We start from the raw sequence: 18,983 nt of genomic DNA, 5'->3' as shown, positions 1-18,983 counted from the left end.
TGACTGCCATGGTAGTATCCAATACATCAGCGGTCCTCATCGAGAAATTCCGCAGCTGGAGGTCGAATGGAGCAGACGTGGCGATGGTTTGGGCCGAGCGACGCAGCAACGCTTGCCCATGCCAGGCAGGCCGGCGCGACCGGCATCGTGACGGCACTGCACGACATCCCTTACGGCGAAGTCTGGCCGATCGACGCCATCAGGCAGCGCCAGGCGCTTATCGAAGCGGATCCGGCGATGGGCCTGAAATGGAGCGTCGTCGAGAGTGTGCCCGTGCACGAGGACATCAAGCTCGGCCGCGGCGATCTCGACCGGCTCTACGACAATTTCAGGCAGACCTTACGCAATCTCGGCGCCTGCGGTGTGCGCACGGTCTGCTACAACTTCATGCTGATCCTCGACTGGACCCGGACCGACCTGGCTGCGCCGCTGCCGGGCGGCGGACGGGCGCTCCGCATGAACATGCACGAGCTTGCCGCGTTCGATTGCTACATGCTGCAGCGCAAGGGATCGGAGCGCGACTATGCGTCCGATGTTCTCCAGCGGGCGAGCGAATGGTTCGAGACGACGCCGGATACGTCAAAAGAGCGTCTGCTCGCCAACATCATGGCCGGCCTGCCGGGCGCCTTCAAACGCTACGACATAGCAGAATTGCGCGAAGTGGTGGCCGAGCAGTCGGGCCTGTCGCACGACCGGCTGCGCGAGAACCTCGTCCGTTTTCTCGAAAACGTGCTGCCGGCGGCCGAAGAGGCGGGCGTCACGTTGGCGATCCACCCGGACGATCCGCCGCGCGATCTCGTCGGCCTGTGCCGGATCGTCAAGAACGCCGACGACATCGCCCTTATCCTGGACGCCGTGCCATCGGCCCATAGCGGCCTCACCTTGTGCACCGGGTCGCTGGGCGCCAACCCGGCCAATGACGTGCCCGCCATCGCCAGGCGCTTTGCGCACAAGATAAACTTCGTGCATCTGCGCAATGTCAGCATGGACCCGGACGGCTCGTTCATGGAATCCGAGCATCTGAGCGGCGATGTCGACATGGTCTCGGTGGTCTCGATCTTGCTCGACGAGCAGCAACGCCGCCGCGATGCCGGTGAACCGGCGGCGCTGCTGCCGTTTCGCCCGGATCATGGCCACGAGCTGATTGATGACGCCGCGCGGCACACCCATCCCGGCTACCCCGTGATCGGCCGTCTTCGCGGCCTTGCCGAATTGAGAGGCGTGATGACAGCGATTGCCCATCAGCGCGGCTACCGGCTGCAATGACGGCGCCCCGCCTGCTCTGCGTCGGCGCGCTCACCTACGACACGATCTTGCGCCTCGATGTCCTGCCCTCCGGCGCCGGCAAGTTCCTGCCGAGCGAGGCCGTGCAGATCGCGGCCGGGATGGCGGCAAGCGCCGCCGCGTCAGCCAGCCGCCAGGGCGGGCAGGTCTGGCTATGGGCAAGCGTCGGCGACGATGCTGTCGGCCGCGATGTCATCGGCCAGATGGAGGCGGAGCGGGTCGACTGTTCGCTGGTGCGCAGGGTTGAAGGCGGTCGCTCGGCCATTGCCACGATCCTGGTCGATGCCGCCGGCGAGCGTATGATTGTGCCCTTCTACGATGCAATCACGCAAGCCGATCCTGACCGTCTTCCGCCCGCGGATTTTTCCCGCTTCGACGCCGTGCTGGTTGATGTCCGCTGGCCCGGAGCCGCGGCCCTGGCGCTGGCGAAGGCTCGCGAGTGCGGCATCCCGGCGATCCTTGACGCCGATGTCGCGTCGCGACCGGTGCTCGACCGGCTACTGCCGCTCGCCTCGCATGTCGTTGCTTCGCTGCCGGCGGCACGCATCCTTTGCGGTCCAGAGGTTTCCGCCGGTTCCGCCGTCGCCATTCTCGGCGAACGGACCGGCGCCTTCGTGGCGGTCACCGATGGGGCGAACGGCACCGCGTTCCGGCACCCGGGCGGCAATGATGTCCGTCATCTGCCGTCGCCGCGGGTCGAAGCCGTCGACACCCTGGCGGCAGGCGACGTGTTTCACGGCACCTTCGCTCTCGGTCTGGCCGAAGGTTGGGACGAAGAGCGGGCGGTAGCAGTGGCCAGCGCCGCCGCCGCGCTAAAGTGCCTGCGCTTTGGCGGACGTCTTGGCGCACCGACGCGCGCGGAAACGCTGGCTTTCATGCAAGGATCGACATGACGCCGAACACGGTTGGGCCGGTTCGGCAAAGAAGGGCACGTCAAGTGGCGCCGATCGACTACCATGGCAGTCGCTGCGCAACTGTTCGAGGGAGAATAAATGGCTGAGTTCAAAAAACGCGCACTGGTCACGGGGGCGGCCATGGGCATCGGCCGTGCTGTCGCCGAAAGGCTGGCCGGGCAAGGCGTCGACCTGATTCTGTTCGACCGGGCGGGCGATCAGCTGGATGACGTCGCGGCGCAGCTTTCGGCGCGCGGCGTGACCGTGCACACCGTGCTTGGCTCGACCGCCGACACTGAAGCCTGTGGCCGCGCCGTCGAGCTTGCCCGATCCGCGTTCGGCGGGCTCGACATGCTCTCCCACAATGCCGGCATCCAGCGTTACGGAACGGTGGAGACCACGGACGAGGCGCTTTGGGACGAGGTGATGAACGTCAACCTCAAGGCTGCCTACCTGCTCTCCCGCGCGGCGATGCCGCTGCTGCGGCAAAGCCGCGGCGCCATCGTCCATATGAGCTCGGTGCAGGGTCTGGCCAGCCAGGAAGGGGTTCTGGCCTACAGCACGGCCAAGCACGGCCTGATCGGGCTGGTCAAATCGATGGCCGTCGATTATGCGCCGCTCGGTGTGCGCGTCAATGCCGTCGCTCCGGGCGCCGTCGACACGCCGATGCTGCGGGATGCGGTCAAGCTCAACGATAAGCCCGACGAGATCCTGCGCATCCTCGACAACATGCATCCGCTCGGCCGTACCGCCCAGCCGCAAGAGATTGCCGCAGTCGTCGCCTTCCTGCTGTCCGACGATGCCTCCTTCGTCACCGGCGAGGTCGTACGCGTCGATGGCGGCCTGCTGGCGCGCATCGGCGGTTCTCCGCGCAAGGAATAACGTCGGCGCTGCTGCTTGCGCAGGCATTTCATGAACGGCTTGAAGCTGCAGAGCCTATAAGGGGTCGCCGATGGCACGGCTTTTGGGAACGCGGACCATCACCGAGGGGCGGCTCGACGAAACCGCCCCCGGCGCTTCAGTCGCGGCTAGGACGTTCGAGGTTTTGCTCGACCAGATCCTGACCTTCCGCCTGAAGCCGCACGAGCTGATTTCTGAAAAGGCGATGTCGGAAGCCCTCGGCGTGAGCCGCACGCCGGTCAGGGAGGCGCTTGCCCGGCTGGCCGGTCTTGGCTTGATCGACATTTATCCGCAGCGCGGCAGCATGGTGGCGCCGCTCCGGATTGCCGATCTCGAGAAATCGCAGTTTCTGCGCGAAGCGCTCGAAGTCGGCCTGATCAAGCGCGCGGTCGAGAGCCCGCGTCGCGCCGAACTGCTCGCCATGCTCAAAGGCGAACTGGCGGTCCAGGAGACGTTCGCCTCCATCGCGGACGACAGGCGCTTTTTCAAGTCGGACGAGCTGTTCCACCAGCACATCGCCAGCCATGCCGGCTTCCCCGGAATCTGGGCCGACATCAGCGCGGCGAAGCTGCACATGGACCGCTTCCGTTTCCTGTCTTTCCCGCGCCTCGACAGCATGTCGGTGGTTCTCGGCCAACATCGGCGGATTGTCGATACGCTCGAGCAGGCCGACGCGCTTGCGGCGGAAGAGGCGATGCGAACGCATCTTCGCCGCATCTTCGAGGTGCTCGAAATCGTCCAGGAGCGCTATCCCTATTATTTCGAGGCAAACGGCAGTGTGAGCCCGCTTTCGGCCGGCTCAATCCAAGCCTGAGCCTTTCTTGCGCGCTTCCGAAGGTGTCTTGGTCTTGCTGCCGGATGTGTCGGAAGCTGGCTCGGCTTTGCGATTTTGACCCTCACCGCCTTGCTCGTTGCGGAGCTGCTTTTCCACTATCGATCGCGATCCTTCCGCCGGGTCTTGTTCAGGATGAGTATCGGTTCCCGTCATGTCGGTTCCTATCCATTTTGATCAATTGCGTGCGGCGTGGGCTGACCTCCGCCGCCGGTTCTGTCGCGCCCGATCATCAGCCAGGCGGCGAACAGCACGACCAGTACGACCACGATCCAGGCGACGAAACGAGGCATCGGCCTCATGTCCCTCGCCGCCGCTTGCTGCCGCGTGCCTCCGGATCGGAGCCGGCCTCGACCGTTGGATCGGGCACGACCGGGCCGCGTTCGGCCTCGGAACCCTCAGCTTCGATCTCCTGCACGGCCTGATCCCAATGCTCGCGCTCGCGTCCTTGCGGACGGCCTTCGCGCTCCCAGATCTCATGGGCTCGCTGCCTGATACGCTCTTCCCTGTCCATGGCCTTTGCCTCGTCATCCCCTAATCCGGCGATCGCTGGTTTGTTCCGCGGTGCCAGCGCAGTTCATCGCGATTCAGTTGACCTGATCACCCAGCGCTCTAGATCAAACTTCGCGCCGAAGTCGCCTGGTGCCGGGGAGAACAATCGTGTGGCAGCAACGCTACAAGCACGTATTGTAAATGCCGTTACAGCCGTCGGTTCTCGACCAGACCGCCTGCGCTTGCTGCTGATAATATTTGTAGTGACGGCATGCTCGCCTTCCGGCCAGGTCGAGCAGCAGTCGAAAACCGCGGCTTCCGCCACACAGACCGCATCGCTGGTCCTGGAGAGCTGGATCGCTGGGGAAGCCCCGTCGGAATACACGTCGCGCACTTTGCAATCGGCCGGCAAGGCGCTCGCCGATGCCGGTGCGCAAATCCAGTCCGGCAAGTCGCCTGAGTCCAGCGGCCAAGCCGGTCTGAAGATGGCGGTTGGACGGCTTTCGGCAGCGGTAATTCGCGCGGCGACGGCCGTGCAGAACGGCAACCGCTCGGAAGTGGAACACGCGCAGCAGGATCTGCGGGCCGCCGCCGCCGACCTGAGCACGTCCTACGCGAAATATTTCGCGCCGAAATCATGAAGAAGCTGCTCGAAATATCGCTCGGCGTCGTCACCAGCGTTGGCGGCTTTCTTGAGGTCGGATCAATGGCGACCGCCGCTCAGGCCGGCGCCGCGTTCAGGTTTCAGCTGATATGGGCCGTCGTCCTGGGCACGATCTGCATCATCTTCCTGGTCGAAATGGCCGGACGCTTCGCCGCAGTTAGTCATCACACCATCGCCGACGGGATCCGGGAACGGTTTGGCTTCAACGCCTTTCTGTGGCCGTTGCTCGCCACTTTGCTGGTTAACTTCCTGGTCATGGCAGCCGAAATCGGCGGTGTTGCGATTGCGCTCGAGCTCGCCACCGGCATCGGCTTTCAGTGGTGGGCGCTGCCGGTCGCTTTTCTGGCATGGCTGTTCCTTTGGAAAGGCACGTTCGGATTCATCGAAAAAGGCGTCGCGATCCTCGGGCTGGTCACGCTGTGCTTCGTGGTTGGCGCCGTCATGCTGAAGCCCGATTGGGGGCAGGTCGCGGCCGGGGCCGTGCCAACACTGCCGGATCACGACGCGGCCAACTACTGGTTCATGGCAGTCAGCATTCTTGGTGCGTCGATCTCGCCCTATCTGTTCATGTTCTATTCGTCGGGAGCGATCGAGGACGAGTGGGACAAGAGCTATCTCGGAGCCAATCGGGCGATTGCCGGCCTGGGCATGAGTTTTGGCGGCACAATCGCTATGGGTGTGCTGATTGTGGCGGCGCTCGTTCTGGCAGCACACGGCATAGTGCAGGTCGACGACTACCACCAACTGCCGCTGATGCTGATTCAGATCTTCGGTTTCTGGGGGTTCGTCCTGTTCGTTGCGTCACTAGGCATTGCCTGCTTCGGCGCCGCGCTCGAAATCGGCCTGCAGCAAGCCTACCTTGTGGCGCAGGGTTTCGGCTGGACCTGGGGCGAGAACCTGAAACCGCGCGACGACCCGGGTTTCAGCACCGTGTATACGGTCTCGCTGTTTCTCGCCGCCATTCCGATCGCACTGGGTCTCGATCCGCTGAAGCTCACCATCTTCTCCATGGCGCTGACGGCCGCCAGCCTGCCGCTAACCGTGGTGCCGTTCCTCTTCCTGCTGAACGACGAGCGTTATATCGGCGAGCACCGCAATGGCATCATCGCGAATGCCGCGGTTATCTTCATCATCGCGCTCGGTTTCTTGCTCGCGATCGTGACCATTCCTTTGCAGATGTTCGGAGGCACGTGATGGATTTGCTGCGTGACATCCTGGACAAGCAAGTGGTCGACCGCGAGCAGGTCAAGATCGGCAAGGTTGACGGGCTGGTGGCCGAACTCAGGCCAGGCAAGCCGCCAAAAATCATTGCGGTCGAGCTCGGCTCGATCACGCTGGCGCGCCGGCTTGGCCAGCGGCCCGGGCGCTGGATGGCGCGGCTTGCGGCAAGGCTCGGCGGCAAGCGCCATGCCGAGCCGCACCGCATCGCCTGGAACAAGGTGCGCGACATCGGCGTCGACATCGAGTTCGATATCGACGTCCGCGAAACGGCGATTTTCGACTGGCAGGACTGGCTGCGCGATCATGTCATTGGGCGTATCCCGGGAGCTGGATGATGGCTACTATCAATCTCGAGCAATTGGCTGGCAGGAATGTGCTTTCGCAGCGCGGCAAAAGCATCGGTCATATCGAGGAGATACGCGCAGAATCGGATGGCGACGACCTGGTGATTGCCGAGTACCATGTCGGCATCTACGCGGCCTTCGAGCGTCTGTCCGCTTCGGCCATCGGCATTGCGGTCCTCAATGTCTTTCGACTGCGCAGTCGCGACAGCATGTACCGCATCCCTTGGGACAAGCTCGACATCTCCGATCCGGCGCGGCCGCGGTTGTTATGCACGACGGAAGAACTTTCCGGTATGAAGGGGAGTATCGAGGGCGATAAACCGGAATGAACGATACTTTCCCGCCGTCGGAGAATGGGGTCCAGTGAAAGTCCTGGTTACCGGCGCCACCGGCCTAATCGGTGCCTCCGTCGTGGCACGCCTTCTTTCCGAAGGACATGAGGTGATCGGATTGGTCCGCAGCCCCGGCGCAAACCGGACCGGCAATTATCAATTGCTGGTGCTGGACATGGCGGTGGCGCTGCAGCCCGAAGACTGGCTACCGCATCTCAGGGGCATAGACGCCGTCGTCAATTGTGCCGGCGTTCTGCAGGATAGCCCTCGTGAAAAGACGCGCGAAGTCCATCGCGAGGCGGCGGCAGCACTCTTCCTCGCCTGTGCGCGGGCAGGGGTTGCCCGGGTGATCCACTTCTCGGCAATCGGCGTCGATCGGGCGCAGCCTTCGGCATTCTCGGCGACGAAGCTGGCTGGCGACCAAGCGCTTATGGCGCTTGATCTGGATTGGGTGATCCTGCGCCCGTCCGTGGTGCTCGGCCGGCCGGTGTTTGGGGCCAGCGCATTGTTTAGGGGTCTCGCCTCGCTGCCGGTGCTGCCGTCCATGCCCGGCACCGGCCCGCTCCAAGTGGTGCAGCTCGACGACGTGGTCTCAACCGTCGTCTTCCTTCTCGATCCCGCCAGTCCGTCTCGCATCGTGCTGGAACTTGTCGGTCCCGAACAGCTGAGCATGGACGAGGTCGTCGGCAGCTATCGCCGATGGCTCGGCTGGGCTCCTGCAGCCAGGTTTGTCTTGCCGGCGGCTGTTGCAAGGCTTCTCTACCGCCTCGGCGACCTTGCCGCGATGTTCGGCTGGCGTCCACCGATGCGCACCAACGCGGCCAGAGAGATTGCCCGAGGAGCGGTTGGAGATCCCTCGGACTGGACCGCCACGACCGGCATACGCCCGCAAACCCTGGCGGGCTTCCTCGCGCTCAATCCGGCAACGGTGCAGGAAAAATGGTTTGCCCGGCTGTATTTCATCAAGCCTGCGATCTTCGTCGTCCTGCCCTTCTTGTGGATCGTGACGGGAATTGTGTCGCTGACCACCGGCTACCGCAGCGGCGTCGATCTGATGCAAGGCACGGGGGCGGGCATCTTGTCGCCGCCGATCGTGATAGCCGGTGCTCTTGCCGACATCGCCGTCGGCGCGCTCCTAGCCTGGCGGCCGGCGGCGCGAAAAGGCCTCTATGGCGGCATCGCGCTCTCGCTCTTCTACCTGGTCGTCGGAAGCTTTCTGAGCCCCGAGCTGTGGAACGACCCGCTTGGGCCGTTCCTCAAGGTGTTGCCGATCCTGGTGCTGCACTTTGTGGCCTTGGCAGTGCTGGAGGAGCGTTGATGCTCTATTTCCTGCTGAAATTTCTGCATGTCATCGGCGCATCCGTGCTGCTTGGTACCGGCGCCGGTATCGCTTTCTTCATGTTGCTCGCCCACAGGACCGGCAATGCCGCGACGGTTGCGGCGGTGGCGCGTGTCGTCGTCGTCGCCGACTTCCTTTTCACCGCGACGGCCGTGGTCGCGCAACCTTTGACCGGAGCCGCGCTCGCCTGGCAGGCCGGCTACTCGCTGTCGGAGGGCTGGATCGTACTTTCGATCGCGCTCTATATCTTCACCGGAATGTTCTGGCTCCCGGTCGTCTGGATGCAAATGGAGATGCGCAAGCTGGCATCGCAAGCCGCCGCTGCAGGCGCGCCGTTGCCGCCGCGCTATCATCGGCTCTTCTGGCTGTGGTTCGCCTTCGGCTTCCCCGCCTTCGCTGCCGTACTCGGGATTTTCTGGCTGATGATCGCGCGGCCTGCGATCGAGTGGTAGGTCGCAGGCAGGTCCCACTGCGATAATGCCCAGTCAAAGCACTACGGAAAGATTCCGGCCCATGCAGCGCCATGTGCCGGAGCGGACCTGCGCCTCGACCTGTAAGTCGCACCGGAGTCCGGTCTCGTATCATTTCCAACCGCGCGCTCACCGCCATCGGCACAGGACAACATCCCGTCTTGAGGCTGGTTAGGCTTCGCTTACCAAAAAAGATGACGCCTGAGGGGAACACGGGAAGCACAGGCAAGTTCGGTGCGCAGTGGAGGAGATTGCGCCATGAACAGTGTTATTTATCTCATCGGCTTCGTCGTCGTCGTGCTTGCGATCCTCTCCTTCCTCGGATTCCACTAGGAGACACCATGCAGGACCAGGACGATCAGGGCCGTCAGACGGCCGATTTCGAGACAGCCAGAAGCGAGCTTTCGGAAAGACTACAGCGAGAAAAGCAGACCGCGACGGAAGCGCTCCACGATGCGCGTGACGAGATCACCAGGAAAGCCGGAGACTACGCATCGGAAGCAAAGCAAGCATTGTTCAACAAGGCGGAGGGAACGCAGCGCGACGTGAGCGCCAATCTGAAGGCCTTCAGCGGCGCATTGCGCGCGGCAAGCGAGCATCTTGCCAATAATGATCAACGGACCGCTTCGAAATTCGCCCTTGACGCCGCAGGCGGGCTCGAGCGGCTTTCCTCGTCCCTGAAGGATAAACCGTTCGACGAGGTGCTTGGCGAAATTCAGTCGTTCGGCCGCGAAAACTCGGGGGCGCTGATCGCCGGTTCGGTATTGGCAGGCCTGGCGCTGGGGCGGTTCATCAAGAGCTCGCCGCCCTCTGCCCAAGCCGGAGCACCGCGCCGGTCGGGAGCAGGCCGGGCGCCCGAGACCGGTCCTAGCTCGAATGAGTTCGGAGGGCGATCGGCAGAGGCAGTGGAGCCGGCCCCGCTAGTATCCGATCAGTCCGGCGATGACTGGGCCAATGCAAGCCTGGAGCAAAACCCATGACTGACAATCAGGACACTCGCAGCCTGACAACCCTTGTCAGCGATCTGGCACAGCAGGTCACAACACTGCTTCAAACCGAAAGCAGGCTGTTGCGGGCTGAAATGTCGGAAAAGGTAAGCAAGGCCGGCGCCGGCGCCGTGGAGGTAATGGGAGGCGCCATTTGCCTGCTCGCCGCCCTGATGGTGCTTTTGCAGGCGCTGGTGATTGCCTTGGCGAGCGCCGGGCTGGGAGCCGGATGGTCCTCGCTGCTCGTCGGCGTCGTGGTGGCAGTACTGGGCGTCATACTCTTGCGCTCCGGCAAGGCAAGCATGGCTCCCTCAGAGTTGACCCCCGACCGGACACAAGACCAACTTAAACGCGACGCACGCGTGATCAAGGAACAGATAAGATGACCGACAAATCCGCAGCCGAGTTGGAACGCGATGCTGATATTGCTCGCGCCAGAGTGGCAGATACCGCAGACTCGATCCGCAGCAAGATGACACCGGGCCAACTGATCGACGAATTCACCGGGATGTTCAGCGGCGAGGGATCCGCCATGCTCAGCAATCTTAAGACTCAGGTCAGGGACAATCCGTTGCCGCTTACATTGGTCGGCGCGGGCCTGGCCTGGCTGATGCTTGGCAAGGGCACGTCGGTAGACAGTTCAGCACTTGGTGCCTATTCGACCAGCAGGGAACCTGACGGCAGCCGAACCTTCTCTGACCAGCGGAGCTTGGGCGGGGCCTGGCAGGACTCAAGCGGCGATGAGTACGGTGCCGAGAGCGAAGATTCCGCCGGCTCCATGCTCTCCGATGCCGCTCGTTCGGTTGCTTCCGTGGCAGGCGGTGGGACTGAGGCTGTCGCAGACGTTGCGAGCGGCGCCAAAGAAAGATTAAGAAGCACGGCCGGGCAGTTCGGCTCGAGCGCCAACGATATGGCGGGGCGGGTGCGGCAGTCGACGCGAGACCTGTTCCAGCGCGAACCTCTGGCAATGGCCGCGGTGGGCCTTGCCGTGGGCACCGCCATCGGCGTGATGCTGCCTCACACCGCCGCGGAAGACGAACAACTCGGCCCCTACCGCGACAAGCTTCGTGACAGTGCCGAGGAGCTCTTTGAAGAAGGCGTGGAACAAGCCAAGCAGGTCGCCGCCGAAGCATATGAGACTGTAAAAGAAGAGGCTGACCGACAGGGTTCCAGCAGCGACGCCGAGACCTTGGTCGACCGCGTCGAGAAAGTCGTGAAAAAGACGGCAAGCAAAACTGAGGAAGCGATTCGCGATCGTTTGCCGGAGACCGACGAGGTTCCCAGTTCGAACGATTCTCCCGAAACAACGTGATAGCGCTGCGGTCGTTCGTGGCGATTCCGACCACGGGCCGCCTCGCGGTTGGCACATCGAAGTCGGCTAGGAGTCCGCAACCTTCCGCAGACAAATATGATCGCGGCGCTCAAGTCATTAGCCGAGGCGCTCCGGTCCGTTCCGATTCTTCGCTCTGAATCCGTTCGGTTCGTCGGGCTGCATGAAGCGTGTCTGGCCAACGGGCCTCAGCAGCACTGTCCATTCTGAAAAAAAACAACCACATGGGGTAATCGCGGGAGCGACGCGCCCTGGAACCGATCATAGCCTTGGAGGGTGGCTGTTCCCCGATAAGATGAAATACGGGCTCACGACTGGACGCCGGGCCCAGCATCAACGGAGAACAGCCATGGAAGAACATATCGGTCTCGACGTGTCGATGAAAGAGACGGCGGTGTCGATCCGCCGTGAAGGCGAACGGATCTGGCGCGGGAAGTGCGCATCTGATCCCAGGATCATTGCCGAGCTTGTCCGCAAGCGGGCGCCGGCCGCAAAGCGCGTCGTGTTCGAAACCGGCCCGCTGTCAGTTTGGTTCTATCATGCGCTGCGCGCCGAGGGATTGCCAGCCATCTGCATCGATGCGCGCCATGCCAAAGCCGCTCTCGATATGGCGGCGAACAAGACGGATGCGAATGACGCCGATGGTTTGGCGCGTCTTGCTGAAGCAGGATTCTTTCGCGAGGTGCGCGTGAAAGGCTTCGACAGTATGTTGACCCGCACGCTCGTGGCAGCATGCACTCGGCTGGTCCGGATCACCGTCGAGCTTTCCAACCAGATCCGAGGGATCATGAAAACGTTCGGCTTGCTCGTTCCCGCCGGTAAGGGAACTACATTCGAAAAGAATGTCCGGAGCCTTCTTATCGATCAGAGCGAGCTTGCTCCTGTCGTCCTACCGATGTTGGAAGCCTGGTGCAGCATTCGCATCCGTGCCGCCGAGCTTGGGCGCCAGCTTGTCGCAGATGCACGTCAAAGCCAAGCATGCCGCATACTCATGTCGATCCCCGGCATCGGCGCCATTACCGCAACCTCTTTCGCCACGGCCATTGAAGATCCGGGCAACTTCAAGAAGTCCCGCTCTGTTGCCGCTTGGATCGGCCTGACAACTCGCCGCTACCAATCGGGAGAAGTCGATTATGACGGCCATATATCCCGACGCGGCGATCGACATTTGCGGGGACTTCTCTATGAGGCTGCGGCGGTCATCCTGACACGCAGCTCGATCGACAGCAGCCTGCGCACGTGGGGCCTCAGGCTCCGGGAGAGGGTTTGGCTTCAAACGAGCTGCCGTGGCTGTGGCGCGCAAACTGGCGGTGATAATGCATTCGATGCTCAAGACCGGTGAGTTCTTTGATCGAAATGCAGGCGCCACAGCATGAAATCTTGCGAATAGCGTTCAGGATCTGAGCGCCTGAGACGTCCCTGCCGGGACGTGAGCCGAGCCATTCCGCTGATGGGATTGCACCGCTGTCTCAGCAAAGTGCGTCGTCCACATTGAAGGCTCGTCCGCGGAGCTCCATCATGCGGCGACTGATGTTGACCGCGAAGACAACCATGCACCCGGCAGCGTCGTCTCAACGCAATTACATGCTTGACGTCCCAGCGGCGATTAGACAACCCCGTCAATTCGACAGGGGTGGTTGCTAGGAATTCCTCTCGGCCCGCCGGGCGGCCTAACTCTTGGCGGTCTCTCCCGCCTCACGCAGCCTGGCGTATTGCAAGGTGACACCGCGCAGGTTCTGCCTCAACCAGTCGGCCATTTTCTCTTCTTCGCTGAGATTCTGCTGAAGGGAATTGGTTGCCTGACTAAACCCTCCGGCCTCGGCGAGTACGAGCAACGAGTTGTAAGCGGCGATCTCGTAATTTTCGAATGCAAAGTTGGCGAAGCTGTTCTTGAGGATTTCGTCGCCGGCTACGGAATGTCCCATCGCGGCCATGCTGCCGACCATCGACATGGCCGTGTCCTTCAATGTGGAATGGTCCTCACCGAGGCCATCCAGAATGGATTCCAGGCGGGCCATCTGCCCTTCGGTCTCCGTGATATGCTGCTGCAGGCGGTCGGCGACCTGCGGATAGTTCTCGATCCGCTTGACCTGAGGTTTCATGATCGACAGTGCCTGGTTCTCCATGGCGTGGGCGTTGCGCAGCCCGACAATGAAGATCGAGCGGGTTTCGGAATTGACATCAGTATCCATAGGATTTCCTCGCGGTTTGACGTGTAGAACCAAACCGTGGCTATGCCGATTTGTTCCTGGCGAGGTGTTGACTGTCGAGCTTTTACACCTAACCCTGCTCTTCAAGAAGTGCAGCATAAACAGCTCTCACAACCTGCGACAGTACGTCGAAAGCATAGCCGATATGCAAACGGTCGCACGGCGTATGGTAGTCTCGTTCCCCACCATATTGAGGGTAGGAATGTTGCCCACATCGGCGTGTTGCGGACGACGACGTCGGACCGGACTCGGCCCCCTCGCCAAAGAAGCTCATATCCGAGATGCCCGCGAAACAATCCGCACCAGCAGATTGCCCGGGCCATAGCGGGCGCTCGCGTCGGCCGCGATGTGCGACGCGACCGCGGGCAGCCTCGCCGATGCGGGCCGGTTCCGAAAGGTTCGTCGGCAACCAAGACATCGAGCCGAAGGCGGTGACGATTGCCGGTCCGGCAAACCGGCATCGGTAGACTGCCGGCAGTGTTTGATCTCGACTAGGCGAGCAACGATGTCATTTCAGCGAATAGAGGTAGGCAGCGACGTCCCGCGCCTCCTGATCGGAAATTCTGGTCGAAGGCATTGCCGTATGCGGATTGATCTCCCTTGCCGCACGGATCCAGCGGATCAGGTTCTCCGGCCTATTGCGCAAGACGCCGCCGACATAGACCCGGGTGGCCAGGCTTGCGTCGAGGCGTGGACCGACTAACCCTTGCGCGCCGGGAACGCCGGTGATGGTGTGGCAACCGGCGCAGCCATTGGCCATCATGATCGGAATGGCGCGGGCGCCGACGCCGCCGGTCGCATTGTCGGCCTTCTGCTCGACCCGACGGCTTTGCTCGAAGTACAACAAAATCCCGGCCAGGGCTGCAACGAGCACGACAATAACCGCAGCGCCGATTACGGCTTTAGACAGCGTGAAGCGCATGCGACGCCTCCCGGTCCTTTCGGCTGCTCGAGCGGATCCACAGGCCGGCCAGCAGCAACGCCGCGCCGCCATAGATCAGGCCGGCCGGAACCCACATGACCAGACCGGCGAGTTGCTGGTCCTCGAGCGGGCTAAGATTCCATAGGTCTGCGCCTGCGCCATTTTCCGGATACCACAGCCTTGGCGAGACCAGGAGCAGCACTCCGAGCAGGCCAGTGTGCAGCGACGTGAAGAAGAGGTGCATGACTGCGCTGCCACAGGCTTGTTCGCGGCCTGAACGCGGCAGCAGGACCCACCAGAACAGCAGGCCGGAACCGAAGAAGCTGGCATGTTGCGCGTAATGCAGGACACCCTGTGCAAGCGCCGCCTCGAACAGCGCCGGAATATGCCATGCCCATATGGCGACGCCGTGCAGGACGGTGGCCGTTACAGGGCGGCTGATGGTGGCCCAAACCGCCTGCAGCATCTTCGCGTGCCCGGCTGCGCCAAATGCCAGCCGCAGCTTGATCGGCAATGCCCACATCATCGCCGCCGCCGGCCGGGAGGCGACCAGCAGGGGTGCCGCCACCGCCATCAACAGTTCGTGCTCGATCATGTGGGCGGTGAAGACCCGCTCACCCAATGCATGGAGCGGACTGACCAGTGCTGCCGCCAAAATGGCCCAGCCGGTCGCAAACAGCAGGGCTTGCCGCAACCGCAACGGGCGGCTGCGGGCACTCCGCCGCCACAGCCGAAAGGCGCCTGCCGCGTAAAGCAGTGCGACCATGGTTAGCGGCAGCGTGATCGGCAACGCCAGCGTCCAGCCGGCCTGCGCGGCGCCGGCACCGTAGCAGATCGTGGTAGAGAAGAGCGCGTCGAAGCTCATCGCAGGCAGCCGTCAAGAATGAGCGAGGCGGCGCCTTGCATGACAATTACCAGCGCAAACAGCACCGCGCTGAGAATGCCGATATTGGCGACGAAATCCTCGGTGCCGCGCGTACGATCCGGTTTAAAGGCGGCGCCACCTTGCTGGCGCGCCCGCCACGAAAGCACGCCGCCGAGCAGGGCCAGCACTGTCAGCACCAGCGCAATGACCAGTATGAGGGGAACGCCGTGGGCGCACTGCCACTCCACGAACGCATAGTTCAGCTGCGTCGACACCGCCCAGGCCAAAGGCCCGGACAACAGCCCGCCCCATGATGTGCCCAAGCGAAGCGCACGCATCTCAGTCAAGCCTCGGCATCCAGTAGATCAACAGATAGATCGGGATCCAAGTCGCGACCACGAAATCCCAGTAGAAGACGTTGTCGCCAACGTCCCCGAAACGCCGGCCGTTATAGCCATGGCGCGTGAACATCAGGACCGTCAGCACCAGCGTGTCGCCGACGTCGGTAATCAGATGCGTTGTGTGGAGGCCGAGCAGGACCCACAGCATTGAGCCGTACGCATTGGTATCCCAATAGATGTTGAGGGCCGGAAATTCGAACCACCGCACGACAAGCGGTGCGATACCGAGCAGCGACATGACGATCAGGCCGATGCGCACGGGCACCATGGCACAGGCTTCGGCATAGCGGTTCAGTATGTGGTTGGGCACCACGCTGGCGAGCAGCAACAGCGTGACGATGGTGCCTGGCCAATGGTTGGGCGGCGGCACGCCCAGCGGCCATTCGGGCGACAGATAGGCAAGGTAAAGATAGGCGCCTGCGGCGAGCGCGAACCCAGTGCCCTCCAGCGCCATGAAGGCGAGAGTGCCCCACCAGGTCGGGCTGCGTGGTCCGAGCCCGAAGGTCGGGAGTTGGGAAAGATCGGCGGTAGGGCGCTGTTTCATTCCTCATCCTCCGGGTCGCCTTTCGGCCAGAACCAGCCGATCAGAGTGATGGCGATCGGCCCGGCTCCCCAGACCACCGCCCACGGGCTGAAGATCGAATAGAGAAAGGTGGCGCCGACGGCGAGCGCGGCGAACAATGGCCAGATCGACGGTGTCGCCGACTTCTCGCGCACATCTGGATGCGCCTCTGCCACGGTCGATATGACAAGTTCGCGCGCGTCGACGCGAAGCCCGGTCGCGACAGGCAGCGTGTCACGTTCGGCCCAGAGCGGCTCGGCGTGGGTAACCACCGGGATCCGAGCGAAATTATAGCTCGGCGGTGGAGAGCTCGTCGCCCATTCCAGCGTGCCAGCATTCCAGGGATTGTCCCCCGCCGGGGCGCCCCTCGAGGCGCTGTACACCAGGTTTATAGTGAACAGAACGAAGCTTAGGAACAGGATGACCGCGCCGGCTGTGATGAACAGGTTGATGTTGCCCCAGCCGAGTTCCACCGGATAGGTGTAGACCCGCCGCGGCATGCCCCACAGGCCGACAATGTGCATCGGAAAGAACGCCGCATTGAAGCCTAGGAAGGCAAGCCAGAAGTGCCAGCGTCCGAGACGTTCGCTCATCATCCGGCCGGTGATCTTGGGGAACCAGAAATAGGTCGCGCCGAGCAGCGGGAACACCGACCCGCCGATCAGCACGTAATGGAAATGCGCGACCACGAAATAGGTGTCGTGCACTTGCAGGTCCAATGGCACCGACGCCAGCATCACCCCAGTCAGGCCGCCCGCGACGAACGTGAAGAAGAAGCCGAACACAAACAGCAGCGGCGTCCGGATTATCGGGCGTCCGTCCCACAATGTCGCCAGCCAGCAGAAGATCTGCAGCCCGTTCGGGATGGCGATCAGCATGCTTGAGGCGGTGAAGAAGCTCGCGCCGAGCTTGGGCAGACCGGTTGCGAACATGTGGTGAACCCACAGGCCGAACGACAGAAAGCCGACCGCGATCAAGGCCAGTACCATGCCCAGATAGCCGAATACCGGACGCCGGGCGAAAGCGGCGATGATCGAGGACACCACGCCGGTAGCCGGCAGGAATATGATGTAGACTTCGGGGTGGCCGAAGAACCAGAACAGGTGCTGGAACAGCAAAACGTCGCCGCCCTCGGCGGGATTGAAGATATGGGTGCCGACCAGCCGGTCGAGGATCAGGAACGTCGACGTGATCATGACCGCCGGCATGGCGAACACGATTACGAAAGAGGTGACCAGCATCGCCCAGACGTAGAGCGGAATCTTATCGAGCGACATGCCCGGCGCACGCTGCTTCAGCACGGTTACGATGGTGGCGACCGCGACCGCCAGCGATGACACTTCGGTGTAAGTGATCATCTGCGCCCACACGTCGGAACGCTTGCCTGGCCCAAATTCAGGACCGGACAGCGGCACGTAGGAGAACCAGCCGACGTCGGGCGCCATGTCGAGTGCAAACGACACCCAAGCGAAGAGGCCACCGGAGAGATAAATCCAGAAGCTGAATGCATTGAGGCGCGGAAAGGCGATATTGCGGGTGCCGACCATCAGTGGCACGAGGTAGATGCCGGTCGCCTGAACGATCGGCACTGCAAACAGGAACATCATGGTCACGCCATGCATGGTGAACAGCTGGTTGTAGCGGTCGGGCCCGATCAGCCCACGCTCCGGCCCCGACAGTTGGATGCGCATGGCAACGGCGCTGAGGCCACCGAGGCACAGGAAGACGAAAGCGGTGATCAGGTAGCGCCGCGCGACAATTTTGTGGTCGACGCTCGAGAGCGCACCGATGATGCCTGGCGCCGTCTGCCATGTCCGCGCCAACCAGCCGTCAAGGCTGGCGTCGTCGAGGCCGGTATCACGAGGACCGTCGCGCTCGGGAGCTAGGTCACCCTTTTGTGCTGCGGCGCGTTGCTGGGCGAGGTCACGCCCATGGGCCAGGTCGGCGCTACTCATTTCAAGCCCTCGAGATAGGCTACGATTGCATTCAGCTCGTCCCCGTTCAGTCCCACCACGGGCATGTGGGCACCTGGCTTGATCCCTTGCGGATCGGCTATCCAGGCTGCGAGATTGCCCCGGCTCATCGCCAGCGTTCCGGCAGCGAGCGTCCGCCGGCTTGCGATATGTGTAAGGTCGGGAGCGACCGTACCGCCGGCGATGGTGCCGCCGATCTTGTGGCACATCACGCATGGCCGTTTGAGGAACAGGTCGTGGCCGGTTTTGGCCTCGGCCGACACGGGGGCGGCCGCCGGCCGCAGCTGATCGTTCAGCCAGGCGTCGAATACAGGCCGAGGTTCGGCGATGATGAAGGTGCTCATATTGGCATGCTGCGCGCCACAGAACTCGGCGCACTGGCCGCGATAGACGCCGGGTTTGTCCGCCTTCAGATCGAGAACGTTCTCGTGGCCTGGAATGAGGTCCAGCTTGCCCGAGAGGTTCGGGACCCAGAAGGAATGGATGACGTCGGTCGAGGTCACTACAAGCCGCACCGGCTCGCCCGCCGGGATGTGGATTTCATTGGCGGTCGTCAGGATGCGGTTCGGCTGATCATTTTCGTAGCGCACCTCCCACCACCATTGATGTCCGGTCACCCGGATCGTCAGCGCCGCATCCGAGCCGATAGCAGCGAGCGTCCGGTTGGCGAAGTAGCTCAGCAGGGTCAGGCCTACCAGGATCAGGGCGGTAGCGGCGAGTGCGGCGACGACAATTCGCATCTTGCTGCGCTCGGCGGCAGCGTCGAGTACAAGTGGATCGCCGAGCGGCGCCGCGCGCCGGGCCAATGGCATGATCAGCACAGCCAGCACTAGAAGCCAGACCACCGTGCACAGCGCGGTGAAGAACCAGATCAGCCACGCAAGCTCACCCGCGGCCGAGCCTTTTGGGTCGAGCGCCGATTGCCAGCCGCTGCATCCTGCAAGGAGCAGCATGAAGGCTGCG

Annotated in this window: 23 protein-coding genes and 1 pseudogene; 14 read left to right on the top strand and 10 right to left on the bottom strand. The window is 62.7% G+C overall.

Features of this window, described 5'->3' with window-relative positions; all coding sequences use genetic code 11:
• The first annotated feature begins 66 nt into the window (after positions 1 to 66).
• The 4 genes from uxuA to NKH04_RS08790 all read left to right on the top strand — a co-directional run bounded on the left by uxuA (position 67) and on the right by NKH04_RS08790 (position 3,891).
• Entirely contained in the window at positions 67 to 1,266 is a 1,200-nt protein-coding gene (gene uxuA, locus NKH04_RS08805) for a mannonate dehydratase (protein WP_352473434.1), read from the top strand.
• Entirely contained in the window at positions 1,263 to 2,177 is a 915-nt protein-coding gene (locus tag NKH04_RS08800; protein ID WP_352473433.1) for a PfkB family carbohydrate kinase, read from the top strand. Before uxuA ends, NKH04_RS08800 begins: the two co-directional genes overlap by 4 nt.
• Before the next feature lie 99 nt (positions 2,178 to 2,276).
• A complete protein-coding gene (locus NKH04_RS08795) occupies positions 2,277 to 3,059 on the top strand; it encodes an SDR family NAD(P)-dependent oxidoreductase (RefSeq protein ID WP_352451506.1) in 783 nt (260 codons plus the stop codon).
• A gap of 70 nt (positions 3,060 to 3,129) precedes the next feature.
• On the top strand, positions 3,130 to 3,891 hold the full coding sequence (locus tag NKH04_RS08790; protein ID WP_352473432.1) for a GntR family transcriptional regulator: 762 nt from the start codon (positions 3,130 to 3,132) through the stop codon (positions 3,889 to 3,891).
• Here NKH04_RS08790 and NKH04_RS08785 read toward each other — a convergent pair.
• From NKH04_RS08785 to NKH04_RS08775, 3 genes are read right to left on the bottom strand one after another with little or no spacing between them, the layout of a single operon-like run.
• Positions 3,877 to 4,065: a hypothetical protein gene (locus NKH04_RS08785; protein ID WP_352473431.1), complete on the bottom strand. Its 189-nt coding sequence runs from the start codon at positions 4,063 to 4,065 to the stop codon at positions 3,877 to 3,879. The genes NKH04_RS08790 and NKH04_RS08785 overlap by 15 nt on opposite strands.
• Before the next feature lie 8 nt (positions 4,066 to 4,073).
• Positions 4,074 to 4,202: a hypothetical protein gene (locus tag NKH04_RS08780; protein ID WP_280952094.1), complete on the bottom strand. Its 129-nt coding sequence runs from the start codon at positions 4,200 to 4,202 to the stop codon at positions 4,074 to 4,076.
• A 5-nt stretch (positions 4,203 to 4,207) separates the two neighbouring features.
• Complete coding sequence (locus NKH04_RS08775) at positions 4,208 to 4,423, bottom strand: DUF2934 domain-containing protein (RefSeq protein ID WP_023676165.1); 216 nt, start codon at positions 4,421 to 4,423, stop codon at positions 4,208 to 4,210.
• On the opposite strand from NKH04_RS08775, the gene NKH04_RS08770 reads away from it, so the two are divergent.
• From NKH04_RS08770 to NKH04_RS08725, 10 genes and pseudogenes are all read left to right on the top strand, one after another.
• Entirely contained in the window at positions 4,422 to 5,042 is a 621-nt protein-coding gene (locus NKH04_RS08770) for a hypothetical protein (RefSeq protein ID WP_352473430.1), read from the top strand. The two genes, NKH04_RS08775 and NKH04_RS08770, sit on opposite strands and share 2 nt — an antisense overlap.
• A complete protein-coding gene (locus NKH04_RS08765; protein WP_352473429.1) occupies positions 5,039 to 6,259 on the top strand; it encodes an NRAMP family divalent metal transporter in 1,221 nt (406 codons plus the stop codon). The genes NKH04_RS08770 and NKH04_RS08765 overlap by 4 nt, the downstream gene beginning before the upstream one ends.
• On the top strand, positions 6,259 to 6,621 hold the full coding sequence (locus NKH04_RS08760; RefSeq protein ID WP_352473428.1) for a hypothetical protein: 363 nt from the start codon (positions 6,259 to 6,261) through the stop codon (positions 6,619 to 6,621). The genes NKH04_RS08765 and NKH04_RS08760 overlap by 1 nt, the downstream gene beginning before the upstream one ends.
• Positions 6,621 to 6,959, top strand: a complete 339-nt coding sequence (locus tag NKH04_RS08755; protein WP_352473427.1) for a hypothetical protein — start codon at positions 6,621 to 6,623, stop codon at positions 6,957 to 6,959. Before NKH04_RS08760 ends, NKH04_RS08755 begins: the two co-directional genes overlap by 1 nt.
• A 34-nt stretch (positions 6,960 to 6,993) precedes the next feature.
• Positions 6,994 to 8,280 carry an SDR family oxidoreductase gene (locus tag NKH04_RS08750; protein WP_352473425.1) on the top strand — a complete coding sequence of 429 codons (1,287 nt, stop codon included), beginning with the start codon at positions 6,994 to 6,996 and terminating at the stop codon, positions 8,278 to 8,280.
• Positions 8,280 to 8,753, top strand: a complete 474-nt coding sequence (locus NKH04_RS08745; RefSeq protein ID WP_352473424.1) for a DUF2269 family protein — start codon at positions 8,280 to 8,282, stop codon at positions 8,751 to 8,753. The genes NKH04_RS08750 and NKH04_RS08745 overlap by 1 nt, the downstream gene beginning before the upstream one ends.
• Before the next feature lie 269 nt (positions 8,754 to 9,022).
• Positions 9,023 to 9,751: a hypothetical protein gene (locus NKH04_RS08740; protein WP_352473423.1), complete on the top strand. Its 729-nt coding sequence runs from the start codon at positions 9,023 to 9,025 to the stop codon at positions 9,749 to 9,751.
• The gene (locus tag NKH04_RS08735; RefSeq protein ID WP_292657573.1) at positions 9,748 to 10,143 is read left to right on the top strand and encodes a phage holin family protein; all 396 of its coding nucleotides are present in this window, start codon (positions 9,748 to 9,750) and stop codon (positions 10,141 to 10,143) included. Before NKH04_RS08740 ends, NKH04_RS08735 begins: the two co-directional genes overlap by 4 nt.
• Positions 10,140 to 11,069, top strand: coding sequence for a hypothetical protein (locus NKH04_RS08730; protein WP_352473421.1), 930 nt, complete (start codon positions 10,140 to 10,142; stop codon positions 11,067 to 11,069). The genes NKH04_RS08735 and NKH04_RS08730 overlap by 4 nt, the downstream gene beginning before the upstream one ends.
• Positions 11,070 to 11,436: 367 nt before the next feature.
• Positions 11,437 to 12,463 (top strand): annotated as a pseudogene (locus NKH04_RS08725) (IS110 family RNA-guided transposase).
• A gap of 294 nt (positions 12,464 to 12,757) precedes the next feature.
• Here the strand turns inward: NKH04_RS08725 and NKH04_RS08720 are convergent.
• The 7 genes from NKH04_RS08720 to coxB form a co-directional block, all read right to left on the bottom strand.
• Entirely contained in the window at positions 12,758 to 13,279 is a 522-nt protein-coding gene (locus NKH04_RS08720; protein ID WP_352472854.1) for a ferritin-like domain-containing protein, read from the bottom strand.
• Positions 13,280 to 13,805: 526 nt separating this feature from the next.
• Positions 13,806 to 14,219: a c-type cytochrome gene (locus NKH04_RS08715; protein WP_352472855.1), complete on the bottom strand. Its 414-nt coding sequence runs from the start codon at positions 14,217 to 14,219 to the stop codon at positions 13,806 to 13,808.
• Positions 14,200 to 15,084, bottom strand: coding sequence for a cytochrome c oxidase assembly protein (locus tag NKH04_RS08710; protein WP_352472856.1), 885 nt, complete (start codon positions 15,082 to 15,084; stop codon positions 14,200 to 14,202). The genes NKH04_RS08715 and NKH04_RS08710 overlap by 20 nt, the downstream gene beginning before the upstream one ends.
• Positions 15,081 to 15,422, bottom strand: a complete 342-nt coding sequence (locus tag NKH04_RS08705; RefSeq protein ID WP_352472927.1) for a hypothetical protein — start codon at positions 15,420 to 15,422, stop codon at positions 15,081 to 15,083. Before NKH04_RS08705 ends, NKH04_RS08710 begins: the two co-directional genes overlap by 4 nt.
• Position 15,423: 1 nt before the next feature.
• On the bottom strand, positions 15,424 to 16,029 hold the full coding sequence (locus NKH04_RS08700) for a cytochrome c oxidase subunit 3 (RefSeq protein WP_352472857.1): 606 nt from the start codon (positions 16,027 to 16,029) through the stop codon (positions 15,424 to 15,426).
• Positions 16,026 to 18,002: a cytochrome c oxidase subunit I gene (gene ctaD / locus NKH04_RS08695; RefSeq protein WP_352472858.1), complete on the bottom strand. Its 1,977-nt coding sequence runs from the start codon at positions 18,000 to 18,002 to the stop codon at positions 16,026 to 16,028. The genes NKH04_RS08700 and ctaD overlap by 4 nt, the downstream gene beginning before the upstream one ends.
• Positions 17,999 to 18,973: a cytochrome c oxidase subunit II gene (coxB, locus tag NKH04_RS08690; protein ID WP_352472859.1), complete on the bottom strand. Its 975-nt coding sequence runs from the start codon at positions 18,971 to 18,973 to the stop codon at positions 17,999 to 18,001. The genes ctaD and coxB overlap by 4 nt, the downstream gene beginning before the upstream one ends.
• Between the last annotated feature and the right edge of the window lie 10 nt (positions 18,974 to 18,983).

This window comes from Mesorhizobium sp. M1365, assembly GCF_040317865.1.
In the GTDB taxonomy this organism is placed as follows: domain Bacteria; phylum Pseudomonadota; class Alphaproteobacteria; order Rhizobiales; family Rhizobiaceae; genus Mesorhizobium.
Note: the sequence above shows the minus strand (reverse complement) of the source record. Positions and strands in the feature narration are given on the sequence as shown.